The following is a 13925-nucleotide window of genomic DNA, read 5'->3' on the forward strand; positions in this document are numbered from 1 at the left end:
CTTTGGATCTCCTTGTGCATGAATAGAAGCGCTAGTCGATAGCAACAAACCTATTGCTATCAAACTCTTTTTATAATGCTTTCTCCAACTAATCATTTAATTAATCTTGGGTTAGTAAAATATATTGATTATACATTCAATTGGGCAAAAATAAGACTTTAACATAAATTTATGAGAACCTTATATCTGCTTTTTCTCATTTGTTAATAATTTATAACGCTTCTAAATAAGAAAGTTTGGCATTTTTTTTATTTATCTTAAATTTGCTAAAAATAAAATAAATGAAAATCCTTACGAAAGCACTACTTCTTTTCATCTTTGCAGTTGGCTACAAAGCTAGTGCTCAACTTGTTGTTAAAAGCGATACCATTTCCGGAACGCCTGTCACAATGACAATGGACACCAGAATTGATAATTTAATTAGCAAACAAGAAGAATCTTGTGCTCGACCAAAAGGAGGCGGCTTCACATCTACATCGGATGACGAACCAGTAAAACAACCTACGAAAATCGTCGTACCTAGCCGTACGATGACCAATACAGAAGTCTGTCGTCAAAATCCTAAAATCATGGGTTACAAGATACAAGTTGCTGTTGTTAAAAGTAATGAAGAAGCAAGAACCCTTGGTGCGGATTTTAGAAAAAACTTCCCTTCCTTAAAAGTTGAAATCGACGCGTCACTAAGACCAAACTACAAAGTATTAGCTGGAAGTTATTTTAACAAACAAAGTGCTGCATCTGACCTTAGTCGCGTTAAAGCCACCTACGGATCTGCTACAGCAGTACAATACAGAATTTTCTGTGTAGAAGCGAAATAAATAGAAATATCTAGAAAAAACATAAAAATCAGTCTCGAAGTTAACTTCGAGACTGATTTTTTTTAAATTATTTAATAAAATATCGCGATGTTGACTATCCAATTAGATAGTTAAGTTTTAATCTGACACTTCTCTTTTAATCTCATTCTACAGAACAGTGAACAAACATGCATTAATTTTGATTTTACCAAACAGAACAAACCTCTAACAGTATATCTCAAAATGTTCATTTATACAAAATGACAAAATTTAATAAGTCAATTCATGAATATATAAACAATCAGCACCACCCCAGATAAGTAAAAAGCCGAACCTATTTAACAAAAAAATCCGCCTCAGAATTGAGACGGATTTGCTATAATGACGTTATAGATTAGTTTTTAATAATTTTCTTACTAGTCACTTTTCCTTCGGAATAGATACTTAACATGTAACTTCCAACTGGTAAATTTCTCACATTAACACTTACTGTTTTCTCATTATGATGCGTCTCAGATATTAATTTTCCCACGGCATCAAAGATCATAATCTTAGAAATATTGGTGTTATTAACAATATTAAGAACATCTTTTACAGGATTTGGATAAACAGCAATACCTTCCTTGCTTGCATTCTCAGTGCCTAGCACTTTTTCAACAGTAATTGAAAACTCTTTAGGAATACTTCTACAACCTGCAGTAGAAACCGAAATTGCATAATATTTTTTAGTTACTAAAACTGTATTATTCGCCAATGGATTTGCATTATTTTCAGCATTAGCTTGAGTATCGAACCATTTTACGTTTTGTCCACTCACAACAATATCACTAATAACAGCGCCTTCAGGAAAGTTTTGGCTTGCTTGTCCAGTAGGTACAGTTGGCTGTAGACTTAAAGCTTTACTAAACATGTATCTTGTGGACTCACAAGAATTAGATGTCGTTTGGCTAGCATAGTATTTAACATTATTTCTTACAATGGTGTTTGCAGGTAATAAATTCCCTCCTGTTTGCGCATCATACCATTTGATATTCGTTCCACTCAAGTTAACCCCTCCTAATGTTAAGCTACCTTCACAAGTATCTGTTGGTGCTGAAACTAAAGTTGGAGCTGTTGGCGAATCTATTACAACTTGTATTGGGACTCTATTACTTGTACAATTATTGTCGTTGTATTTTAGAGCGTAATAAGTTTTGTTATTGACTAAATTATCTGTTGTTGGAAGTGGATCATAATCATTACTGTTCGCATAAATCTTAATTAATCCATTATTAATTTTAGCAACTAGATCGCTTATCTTACCTGAAAAACAGAATGTATATTTTGTATTATCGGCCATTGGAGCACCTAGATAACATGGTCTTTCCCATGCGCCAAGGTCAATACTACCATCCATAATTCTCGCCTTACCAACAACATCTATAGTAGATTTTGGAATTACAGCACTAGGATCCGTGTACAAGCTGTTCCATCCCAAATTAATTGCAGGACTTGATGCATCCAACTCGAAACCATTTACTATTTTTGGATCAATATTCATAGAGTTATTACCTCTTATCGTATATTGGAAAATATTTTTATCAACAGTAGTTTGATTAATATTCCAAAAATTGTTTTCATTGTAATTGAAAGAGATCTCACTATTTTTCGAATTAGGACTGTTTTTACTAGTATTATTATAGAAAATATTATTTCTGAAATATACTGGCATACTACTGTCGAATCTAATACCACCACCATCATTTGCTTTGTTATTAGTAATGGTACAGTTAAGGAGTGTTAACTCAGTATTGTTATCATACACGTAGATTGCACCACCATCACCACTATTTAGGTTAGCTTCATTTTGCATAAAGACAACATTTTCGAAAACTGGCTTAGAGTAATTACAAATATAGACACCTCCTCCTCTATTTACCGAATAATTATCTTTAAAAAGACAATTCATAATCACTGGAGAAGAATGATTGATAGACATACCACCACCATAACGGTGATCAACTTTATAACCATTAATATCGAAAGATTTGTTATCATTTGCATACCCGTTCCAAATGGTAAACCCATCTAACAAAGCACTACCGACATCACCATTACTCACTACAACATGTGAACTTACCTTATCGCCGTTAAGTACAGTTTCGTTGACAGATGGTTTTCTTTGGTCAAGTCTTGTTTCATCACCATTAAAACCACCATACAATTGTACATTTGGTACTAACGAGAAAGTTTTGTCTCTTGCAGCACCGCCTCCATATTGATAAGTCGGTACATGATATCCTTTTGCAACCCAAATTTGCAGGGGATGCTCGTTATCCCAAAAAAGATTTCTATTATTATCTGCCCAATATAAAGCATCCGTTAAGTTTTTCGCATTATTCCAAGAGCTACCACTTCCATCTCCCGAGGTGTTTTGCTTTACGTATATTGGCGGAGGTGTTGCACCATTAGATGAAGCGAGTGTTCCATATTCCGAGTTAAGAAACTGTGCCATAGCACGATCTCTTTGACCAGGTGTAAATTTTCTTATTGATCGCGTATAGTTCATAATATTGTATTGTACACCATCATACTTTTGCCCTGTACACGGATTAATATCAGAGTTTGAAGGGGTTGGATTAGAATTCAATAAGCTTTGGGTTGGAGCAGTATCGCAAACTTTGTCATTGTCTGTCATGCAGTCAGCATTATCCGGACATACCCCACCATTGGAATCTGCATTACCAAACACATGTATTAAACCCATTGCATGGCCAAATTCATGTGCTAATGTAGAATTATTATTATTCGTAACGGCAGCAACTTTCATGAAACTGTCATAAACATCATTTGGAAAAGATGGATATGCAGCCCAGCCCATTAGTCCATAGGTCGTACGATCACCACCGAAAAATGTTATTACATAAATATTAAAATATTTCTTTTCATCCCAATGCTTTGCCAAATTCCGAACCTTACCTGCAGAATTTGGTGTAGTAGCTAGAGAATTAGCATCAAGACCTTGCGCATCATAACCCTGCAAGCCACTACCATTATAACGGACTATACCATTAGTCATTGCATTTGTAGGAGTTCTTTTTGCAAGTACCAACTTAACAGGAATTACTGTACCTCCATCTGGCCCAGAGCCTTCTGAGTAAAAACCATTCCCATAAGTTGTAGCATACATTTTATTAGTATTGTCAAGCCATGTTTTTATTTGATCATCAGATACCTTAAAAGTACTATTATTAGGATCTGAAGATTCAATAACATGTACAACAACAGGAATTGTGTATATAGTACCAGAATATTTGCCATTCTGATCATACTTCATTCCTTTTTCCTTAAGAAACTCCTGAATATTCATATTCAGAAGCTTCTGGTCAGCACTCAGACGTCTAGCTCTCGCTTGAGGATCTTTCTGCTCAATTTGTTTTTGTACATCATCTGTGGCACAGGTATACTGTGCATTTAACATTCCAATAAACTGGAGTGTCAAAATGAATAATAATTTTTTCATGATAATTAGGTTTTTTTGAATTGTGTTTAAAAACTTTCGTTGAAAATAAATCAATAACCAAATTATTTGCAAAAATTAGGGGTGGACATTGGGGTGGACAAATTATTTTACAAACAAACACTATTGATAATCAATTGTTTATAAAATGCCAAATAGTTTAATATTCAAATATTTTTTACACCTAACTCAACAATTAGGCATATAAAAAGATCAAATTCAAGAAAAAAAAAGTTAAAAAACTACGAAAAAAAACCAGCAAAAAGCAATATCTGATAAAAAGTTACTTTTTTCCAACAGAAATAAATTGGCATTTTCGCAGTAAAAAGCCAAAGAATAATATTTACCTTAATTATTAAAATAAAGAAAATAGATCTTTAGACTTTCATCAAAGTAAAACATAGTTAATAGAATGCTTGCTTAGCAAACAAAAAATAGATTCATGTTGAGAGAAGCATTCTTTTTTTTATTTGTAAAAGACATTCAGAAAGTCAAGAAACTCGCCCAGTCGCAAGAAATTATTTAAACCTAAATAAATTGTTATCAAGATAAAACTTCCTGTTAAAATCGACATCACTTTGGCATTATCTCGATAGGCATAGAACAACCAGCCAATCAACAGCGGGAATACGAAAACAAAATGTCCACCGTAAATGTATGAGGTATGCAAACCAAATTTCAAAACACAATGGATGACAACATCGATAAAGAAAGACCAAAATAAAATCTGAACCAATCGATTTTTAAAATTTTTAACAAAACTCCACACTACCAAAGCGACAATTAGCCCCACCACAACATAAGACCAAATACTAGAATAGACATCCATAAAAATCGCCTTATATTCGAAACCTTTTTTGTTGTGATAATCACGAAGCACAAAAGACGAAAACAACATATTCCCGCCGAAAAACCAAGAATAAATCATATCCCAAAGCGGCGTTACTTTTGGATTCGAAAATTTATCATATTGTTCTTCCGTCTTGCTAAAGAAATTTTGAATATTAAAATCAATCCTATTTAAAAACAAAAGCGCAAAAACCACAACCGACACCGCAACTTTAGAAATTTCAACACCGATTTTTTTCCAGTTCCAATATAATTTGGGTTGAAAAAGCAAAGGCAAATAGACTTTAACAATATTAGTAATCGTCAATCCGCCAACAGTAACACCAAAAAATGTAATAGCCCCAAATGATAAAGTTTTGTCCGCTTGATATTGTTTGGCAACATAATAATTAAACAAACAAAGTAAAAACAAGGTGTAGGTATAATTTTCAGGTGTGAAACTTAACAAAAGATTGCTGGTAAAAAGTCCAAAAAATGCAATTATCAAAAGACTTAACCAAATCGGAAGTCTGATAATATTTCGTAAATATTTGAAAACCTGAACAATTGACAAACTCACTACAAAACTTGAGCAAAGCGCTAAAACAATTCTGAAATCCGCATTCATTTTTCCATTAGAAATCCACAGCGCAAACTCTCGGATGCAATCGAAAAAATAATTGGAAAGCGGATGTCGTTCAAAACCACCACCAGTCATCACAATCGCACGATTATCAAAACTAAAATAAGCATCCCACGGAATGCGATCATCAAAAACGATTCTGAAATTCTGTGCGATAAAATATGCAAAACTCGAATAGCAGGTCAACGCCAACACAAAAACAATCCATTCCCATTTTTTTGATGGAAATACAAGTTTCAGGACATTAACAAAATAAGTCTTAATCTTCAATTGAAAAATTTTTGCAAAAGTAAGGATTGTTGGACATTATTTTAATTAAAAAATAAAAAGCCTTTTCGTATTTAAAACCAGCACAGGATTCTCTAACGTCTTGCAAATCTATTTCAATAAGTCCAACTCAATAATATTATTATCTTTTGCAATGGTAGCCAACATTTCTTTTTCAATTTCGCGAATCAATTCGGCACCAGAATGGAAAACGCCGTTGATGTCCTTTTGATCAGGGATTCGTCCAACCAAATTCGCAGCAGGATTCTTTCTATAAGTTTTGTAGGCACTTACAAATTGTGAATATGTGCAATTCACTCGGTTAAAATTATTCACCATGGGATATACAAAATTAGCCTTATAATCTCTAATCGCCTGAAGTTCAAAAACATGATTTGCATTTTTATCTTGAATCTTCAAAATTAAGCCAGGCAATCCAAAAAATTTGTAAGGTCCATCGCTAATAGGAATTTCCGAAGAAAACCAAGCCTCCCAACTTCTACCACCAAAATCAACGATAGCTTTTTGAACTTTATAACCTAAAACATTTCCGAACTCAGGTAGAAGTTTCCAATTTAGAATGACATCCTGAGTAACAAAATACTTTGAGTCAAGTCCTAAAGCTTTTATAAAATCAATCTTTGTAGAATTTTTGCTTTTTACAATCCTTTCGTCAATCATGTTTTTGTTTGGAGGCATCGAAAACAAGCCCTTTTTTGAGTCAGCGGCCAAAGTTGAATCAGACTGAAATCTTGCAACTTCATAAAACTCCGATTTGTTCTGATCAATATTTAAAGCCATTATTCGATTTTCAATGCGTGCTCTGTTGGTAGAATCTGGAATAAATTTATAATCATACAAGAACATCTTATTTTGTGCAAAAAGTCCCGTAGACCAAAAAAACATTAAATATAAAAACCGAATCATAACATTATCATTAATAGATCAAAAACCATATAACCAAAACAAAAAAAATACTATTTCTTCCAAGATTCTATTGAGATTTTCCCCCATTGTTTAATACTTGGAAAACCAATGAGCTTTCGACTGCGATCGATTTTAACACTATCCAAAACATAATCTGTTGGATAATAAATTCCGTATTCAGTGTCTTTTTTATGAGAAGCATTGTACATTTCAACCATATCAATATAGTCTCTTGGTGGACATTCACCAGATTTAATATAGTCTAAAAGTTTTGTCTTAAAATAATCATAATCTTCGGATTCAGCTAGGCGACTCAAAAAAGAGGACATTGGCATAAAAACCTCGTTATTCCCATACAAGCCAATCTTTTGTAGTGACGGATAACCAAAATTCTTAAAAGTCCACAGCATCAAATCAGCATTTTTCTTACTTTCCAATTTTCGTAAACTTCCCAAAGAATCACTTTGTTGGAGACCTTGACTTCTATCAAACGCAATAGAAAAAGAATCTACCAATTGCTTATTCAAACCTTTTTTCCAATCGGTAAACTTACGCTCCATTTCGAGACTATCGATTCCATACTTTTTGTAAAGACCAATAAACACAGGATCTTGCCTTTTATATTTCCAATAAGGAGCAACTTGCGGAATTAATTTATAAAGTGCTTTTTTGCCACCAAACTTTAACTTGTACTTATCAGAAAGTCGGATAAAATTTTCATATTCTTGCAGTCTTACATTTTGAACAGGTTCGTACTTTTTAAACAATTTTCGATATTGACCAATCGCTGACAAAGTATCTTTTTTGAAACGATAAATACTGTCAATGCGATAGACTTCATTATAATAGTTGATATAATTGTGATCGTGTTTACAAGAAACAACGCAAAAGACAAGTGCAAGGAATAAAATATATTTCATAAAATCTGATTTAAAAATTAGAAATCCCTCAACATAGCCAACAAAAAAATGAACGAACTAGTGTAAAAATAAGAATTGTTTTAAAACCATGCTACTAAAAACAAAAATCCTTTCAGAATTTGAAATTTTGAAAGGATTTTTTATTTAAAAATGCTACGAACTACAAGACAATTGCGAACAGCCGTAGATTAAATTATATTTTTGAGGACGCTTTTGATTAAGACTTTCGTCGACTTTTTGATAAGGATTTTTTAAAGCTTTTAAAAGAATATCAAATTTAGTTTGGTCACCATTTTCCAAATCTTGAATCGCTTCATACAACAAATAATTTCTCAAAATAAACTGAGGATTGTTTGCTAACATGAGCTGTTGCGCTGCAACTCTTGAAATTTTATTTTGTGCTAAACGCTCTTGATAAGATTTTAAAAACAAATGAATTCGTTCTAGATCTTCAGCACTTGGATTGGAATAAAATGTTTGGTTAAATTGATCCGCTTCCATTTTCTCAGAGACAACTTCGTTTGTTAAAACATTAAAAAACAAAGTGTGATCCAACTTTAAATCTTGCATCATTTGTTGCCAAGTCGTGAACAATTGATCGTCTCCTTTTAACAAAGCATCAAAACCGAATTTCTTGCAAAGCATCTCATCATGAAGTTTCCAAAAATTAGATGCATAATCTTCCAAAATTGTTTGCAATGCCATTTCATCATTAATTAAGGGAAACAAAGAATTTGCTAATTGCAAAAGATTCCAATGCGCAATCTGAGCTTGCTTGCCAAAAGCATAACGTTTTCCTGGCAAATCGGTTGTATTGGGCGTAAACTCCAAGTCGTATTCGTCCATCATCGAATAAGGTCCGTAATCGATTGTTAAACCCAAAATCGACATATTATCGGTATTCATCACACCATGCACAAAACCCACACGATACCATTCGATAATCATTGTTGCTGTGCGACTGGCAATAGCTTTAAAAAAGTCTAAGTTTTTGGTTTCGGAATTGACATCAACCTCAACAAAATAATTCTCGACCGCGAAATCAATTAGCTTTTGTAAGGTGTCATACTCTTTTCTGGCTGCCAACAATTCGAAATGCCCAAATCTTAGAAAAGATTCCGCAACGCGAAGTACAGTCGCGCCTTGCTCTTGCTTTGGATGTCCATCATAGGCAATATCGCGTGTTACCCACTCACCAGTTTTAACCAAACTTAAAGCTCTGGTTGTCGGAACACCCAAATGAAACATCCCTTCACTCATCAAAAACTCACGCACCGAAGATCGCAAAACCGCTCTACCATCAGCAAAACGAGAATAAGGTGTTGCACCAACACCTTTCCATTGAAGTTCAAAACTTTGTCTATTATCATTCGTGATTTCGCCAGCAAAAATCGCACGTCCATCACCTAACTGTCCAGCCCAATTCCCAAACTGATGTCCAGCATAGGCTGTTGCATAGGTTTCAACATTTTCTGGTAAATGCTGCGCTGCCAAAAAGTCTAAATCTTGCCCGAGATCGCCAAGACCGATTTCTTGACTTAATTCTTGATTAAAAGAAATTAGTTCAAGTTTGTCAAATTCAGCAGGAAGTACTTTAGCAAAAAGAAATCCTGGTGTCTGTCTCTGATGCAGATCTCCTGAAAAATCTCCAGGAAAAGTGTCGACAAAATTATGTGTAATCTTAGTAATATTCATTGTTAAAAAAAGCCCACAAAAAGTGGGCTGTAGTATTATTTATTAAAATCAATATCGTCTCCGGAGTTAAGTTTCTCATTGAGATTCTCTTCCTTCTTCGGTTGCGAAGTACCATGATTGCTCGATGGCGGTGGTGTCGGATTTTTGATTTCATCAATTGTCCTCAATCCACCTTCGTCACCATAACCGCCCCGAAGTCCACTAAGGTCAGAGCAACTTCCTGTCCAATCAGTAGGTTTGATAAATTTATCTTCAGGTGAGATGTTCAATGTTTTATCAGCATAGACCTTCTTCATATATATCGCCCAAATCGGCAATGCCATTTTCGCACCTTGACCTTCACCAGTACTTCTAAAGTGTGTTGCACGGTCTTCCCAACCAACCCAAACACCGGTTGCCAATTTAGGAGCAATTCCCATAAACCAACCATCGGAGTTTTTCTGCGTTGTACCTGTTTTACCAGCAATCTCTGCAGCTTTAACACCACGACGATTTAATTCTCCAGAAGCTGTACCAAACTCTGTTACACCTTTCATCAAATCAATCATCGTGTAAGCATACATCTCGTTCATTACTTCTTTAACGACAGGTTTCACCTCTTTAATTACACGACCATTAGCGTCTTCAATACGCCAAATCATCTCTGGCTTGGTATAATTACCGAAGTTCGCAAAAGTACTATAAGCACCTAACATTTCGTAAATCGTAATATCTGATGTACCAAGCGCCATTGGCAAACTTGTATCAATTGGATCTGTTACACCAAGATCTCTTGCCGTCTGGATAACATTCTTAGTACCAGCCATTTCAGCAAGACGAATCGCCACAGGGTTTTTCGAGTACGCAATCGCATTCTTAAGGGTTAACATCGCACCATTACCTGGTACTGACCAATTCCCTTTAGAATAAGTAGCATTCGAAACTTCAGAGCAAGGTGTCATTCCTAAGTGCATAATTGCTGTTGCATATACAAATGGTTTGAAAGTCGAACCTACCTGACGCTTACCTTGCTTAACGTGATCGTATTGGAAGTGTTGCCAGTTGATACCACCAACCCAAGCTTTGATGTCACCCGTTTGCGGATCCATCGACATAAGTCCAGCTTGCGCAATTTGCTTATGATAACGGATAGAATCCCAAGGCGTCATTTCAACTTCTTCCTCACCATTCCAAGAAAAACGCGTCATCTTAGTTGGTGTTTTGAAATCCATCATAATAGAATCTTCTGGCATTCCTTCAGCTTTCATTTGCTTGTAACGTCCAGTTCTTCTAACCGCAGACATCATCAATCCATCAATTTGTTTTTTGTTCAAATTGTAATAAGGACGATTGGCGTTGTATTTCATTTCGGCATCAAAATTCTTTTGAAGTACAGTTAAATGTTCCTTAATCGCTTCTTCTGCATATTTCTGCATTTTAGAATCCAAAGTAACATAGATTTTCAAACCGTTTTTGTAAAGGTTAAGTTCTTTACCGGTTTGTTTTTCGTACTCGTCAAGATATTGTTGAATTTCCTTTCTTAAATAAAATTTATAATAAGCAGAATAACCTTCATCAACACGTTCAATCGTTTGGAAGTTCACAACAATTGGCGTTGCAACTGCTTTGTCATAAGTCGATTGATCGATATAACCTGTATCCATCATTTGCTTAAGAACCACGTCGCGACGGTCTTTTGCTCTTTCTGGATTACGGTACGGATTGTTACGACGTGGCGCCTCCAACATTGCCACAAAAGTTGCAGCTTCTGGTAAAGTTAATTCGCTTGTCGATTTGTTAAAATAAACTTTAGATGCCATTTCAATACCTTTAGCATTGAAAAGGAAGTCCATTTTATTAAAATATAAAGTAATAATTTCCTCTTTGGTGTAACGCTTTTCCAAACTAACAGCCACACACCATTCCTTTAACTTTTGGAAGGCACGCTGAAATTTGTTTTGAGAAGCTTGACCTGTAAAAAGTAGTTTTGCCAACTGTTGTGTAATCGTCGAACCTCCACCTCTATCACCACCGAAGTAGACAGCTCTAGCAATAGATTTCAGGTCAATACCCGAGTGTTCTTTGAAACGCTCGTCTTCTTTTGCTTGAAGTGCGTACACCAAATATGGTGGCAACTCTTTGTAAGTCACAGGCTTGGTTTTTTCTTTTTCGAACTTACCAAGCAACTGATTGTCAGAAGAATAAATTTCCGACGCCATGTAAATATCTGGATTATCCAAATCTTTAACCTCTGGCATATCACCTACGAAACCTTGTGAAACAGCAAAAAATAATCCCGAAACTCCCAGAATTATTAAAATTAATCCTATCCAAACAAATCTAATCCATCTTTTAACACCCGTTGAAGTTTTTTTCTTCTTGGGAGGCAATGGAAATCCACTGGCAGGTTTTGATTTTTTATCGTCTTCCATATATTATTTATGGCTTTACATTTACAATTTTAACACCCAAATCTTCAATTCCAGGAAGATCATCTTTGCGCATCGCTTGGATAACGCCGATACTATACTTCCCATCTTTTGGAAATTTGAAATCCGTTTTATACTGAAACAAAATCTCCTTAGTCTCTCCAAATCCTGTACCTAACCATTGTCCATTAGGTTTGGCAAGAACATAATTGAGTGTGTCTTTTGACAAAACTTTATTCTTGTCATCAAAAATCGTCCCAATTAATCTTAGATTACTATAAGGATATGCATCATTGTTTCTAACAACAAATATAATATTTTTCGGACTTTGATGGTCTTTGACATCAAAACTTAGTTCCTGCAACTTATTTTTATTCCAAACACCATTTAGCGATTGCATCACCACAACCTCATCAGCATTACTACAACTAAGACAAAAAAGTCCTAAAACAAAGATTCCTAAAAACTTACGCATTGTTTCCATTGTTGGAATTAGGATTAGAATTTGGTTTTTTATGAAACTTCTTCTTATTGTTATTGAACGGCTTTTTCGGCTTCTTTTGCTCAGCGCCATTTGCACTTGCATTAGCATTCGCTTCTACAACCTCAGGTTTTTTAGGTTCTTTTTGACCCTCGGATTTTTGAGAATTTTGACCATTTTGATTAGGTCTTTGCGAATTTCTATTTTGGTTTTGTCCAGAATTGTTTCGCTCTCTTCTTTCGCGATTGTTATTAGGTCTATCGTTATTTGACTGCTCGCCGTTGCTATTACTGCGTTCGTTACGAGGTCGGTTATTGCGTTGCTTGTTATTGTTAGGACGTGATTTCTTTTCGAAACGATCCAAGCTACTTTCTTGGATTAAATCCACATTAGCAACTGGAGCACTTTGCGCTTTGAAATCTTCCAAAGCTGGCGACGGTTTACCTTCCTGATTAACAGAAATCATCATCTTAACATCCGAAATATCAATATCATACCAAGCCATCGAGTTTTCTACATAAGCAAACCACATTTTTCTTTTGAAAACGTCGATTTTGATACAGAAAGCCTTTCCTTTTTCAGTATTAAGAACGGTATTGGTGGCAGGAAAATCTTTAAGCGTGTCCATATAACTATCCAATTCGTAGTTAAGACAACATTTAAGTTTTCCACATTGTCCAGCCAATTTTTGAGGATTGATACTCAATTGCTGATAACGCGCTGCATTGGTATTAACTGATCTAAAATCTGTCAACCAAGTCGAACAACAAAGCTCTCGTCCACACGATCCAATACCACCAACTTTCGCCGACTCTTGACGGAAGCCAATCTGCTTCATATCAATTTTGGTACGGAAAGCGCCAGCATATTCTTTAATTAACTGACGAAAATCTACTCGAGAATCTGCCGTATAATAAAACGTGATTTTGGAACCATCACCTTGGTATTCTACATCGGTGATCTTCATTGCCAAACCAATTGAATATGCAATCTTCCGGGCTTGGATTTTTACATCATTTTCCTTTTTGCGAAGTTCTTGCCAAACTTCAATGTCTTTTTGGGTAGCGTGTCGGTAAACTTTAAGAAGTCCGTCTGTTGCGACTTTCTTTTTTTTCATCTGGATTTTTACTAATTCTCCAGTTAAACTTACTACGCCAATATCGTGACCGGGATTCGCTTCTAACGTAACGGTGTTACCTGCCGCAAGAGGCAAGTTATTTGTGTTTTTGAAAAAATACTTTCGATCGTTTTTAAATCTTACTTCCACGAACTCGTTGGAAGCGCTGCCTGGATTTTTTACATCAGACAACCAATCGAACACATTTAATTTATAGCTATTTCCACAAGTATCTACACTGCTACATCCATTCGAGGATTTTGTTCCACATGAATGTCCTGAATCGCCGGATGTCTTACATCCACAACTCATATTAAAATATATTATTCTCGCAAAGTTAACT

Annotated in this window: 9 protein-coding genes; 1 reads left to right on the top strand and 8 read right to left on the bottom strand. The window is 35.1% G+C overall.

The window, feature by feature from the left end; all coding sequences use genetic code 11:
- Positions 1 to 281 precede the first annotated feature (281 nt).
- Entirely contained in the window at positions 282 to 818 is a 537-nt protein-coding gene (locus tag Q1V95_RS10720; RefSeq protein ID WP_300673609.1) for an SPOR domain-containing protein, read from the top strand.
- Positions 819 to 1191: 373 nt separating this feature from the next.
- Here the strand turns inward: Q1V95_RS10720 and Q1V95_RS10725 are convergent, their stop codons facing one another.
- From Q1V95_RS10725 to ricT, 8 genes are all read right to left on the bottom strand, one after another.
- A complete protein-coding gene (locus tag Q1V95_RS10725) occupies positions 1192 to 4299 on the bottom strand; it encodes a M43 family zinc metalloprotease (protein ID WP_300673612.1) in 3108 nt (1035 codons plus the stop codon).
- 463 nt (positions 4300 to 4762) lie between these two features.
- Complete coding sequence (locus Q1V95_RS10730; RefSeq protein WP_366143279.1) at positions 4763 to 6037, bottom strand: DUF6080 domain-containing protein; 1275 nt, start codon at positions 6035 to 6037, stop codon at positions 4763 to 4765.
- Between the two features lie 108 nt (positions 6038 to 6145).
- Entirely contained in the window at positions 6146 to 6961 is an 816-nt protein-coding gene (locus tag Q1V95_RS10735) for a GLPGLI family protein (protein ID WP_300673614.1), read from the bottom strand.
- A gap of 50 nt (positions 6962 to 7011) precedes the next feature.
- The gene (locus Q1V95_RS10740) at positions 7012 to 7881 is read right to left on the bottom strand and encodes a hypothetical protein (protein ID WP_300673617.1); all 870 of its coding nucleotides are present in this window, start codon (positions 7879 to 7881) and stop codon (positions 7012 to 7014) included.
- 153 nt (positions 7882 to 8034) lie between these two features.
- Entirely contained in the window at positions 8035 to 9576 is a 1542-nt protein-coding gene (locus Q1V95_RS10745) for a protein adenylyltransferase SelO family protein (RefSeq protein WP_300673620.1), read from the bottom strand.
- Positions 9577 to 9611: 35 nt separating this feature from the next.
- Entirely contained in the window at positions 9612 to 11987 is a 2376-nt protein-coding gene (locus Q1V95_RS10750; RefSeq protein ID WP_300673621.1) for a transglycosylase domain-containing protein, read from the bottom strand.
- Positions 11988 to 11994: 7 nt separating this feature from the next.
- Entirely contained in the window at positions 11995 to 12459 is a 465-nt protein-coding gene (locus tag Q1V95_RS10755) for a gliding motility lipoprotein GldH (RefSeq protein WP_300673625.1), read from the bottom strand.
- Positions 12452 to 13894, bottom strand: a complete 1443-nt coding sequence (ricT, locus tag Q1V95_RS10760; protein WP_300673630.1) for a regulatory iron-sulfur-containing complex subunit RicT — start codon at positions 13892 to 13894, stop codon at positions 12452 to 12454. Before ricT ends, Q1V95_RS10755 begins: the two co-directional genes overlap by 8 nt.
- Positions 13895 to 13925 lie beyond the last annotated feature (31 nt).

Source organism: Soonwooa sp. (assembly GCF_030151385.1).
In the GTDB taxonomy this organism is placed as follows: domain Bacteria; phylum Bacteroidota; class Bacteroidia; order Flavobacteriales; family Weeksellaceae; genus Soonwooa.

Excerpts from the sequence above, each read along its gene's own strand:
- Q1V95_RS10755 (WP_300673625.1), bottom strand. The coding sequence starts at position 12,459 with ATGCGTAAGTTTTTAGGAATCTTTGTTTTAGGACTTTTTTGTCTTAGT.
- Q1V95_RS10725 (WP_300673612.1), bottom strand. The coding sequence starts at position 4,299 with ATGAAAAAATTATTATTCATTTTGACACTCCAGTTTATTGGAATGTTA.
- ricT (WP_300673630.1), bottom strand. The coding sequence starts at position 13,894 with ATGAGTTGTGGATGTAAGACATCCGGCGATTCAGGACATTCATGTGGA.
- Q1V95_RS10750 (WP_300673621.1), bottom strand. The coding sequence starts at position 11,987 with ATGGAAGACGATAAAAAATCAAAACCTGCCAGTGGATTTCCATTGCCT.
- Q1V95_RS10740 (WP_300673617.1), bottom strand. The coding sequence starts at position 7,881 with ATGAAATATATTTTATTCCTTGCACTTGTCTTTTGCGTTGTTTCTTGT.
- Q1V95_RS10745 (WP_300673620.1), bottom strand. The coding sequence starts at position 9,576 with ATGAATATTACTAAGATTACACATAATTTTGTCGACACTTTTCCTGGA.
- Q1V95_RS10735 (WP_300673614.1), bottom strand. The coding sequence starts at position 6,961 with ATGATTCGGTTTTTATATTTAATGTTTTTTTGGTCTACGGGACTTTTT.
- Q1V95_RS10720 (WP_300673609.1), top strand. The coding sequence starts at position 282 with ATGAAAATCCTTACGAAAGCACTACTTCTTTTCATCTTTGCAGTTGGC.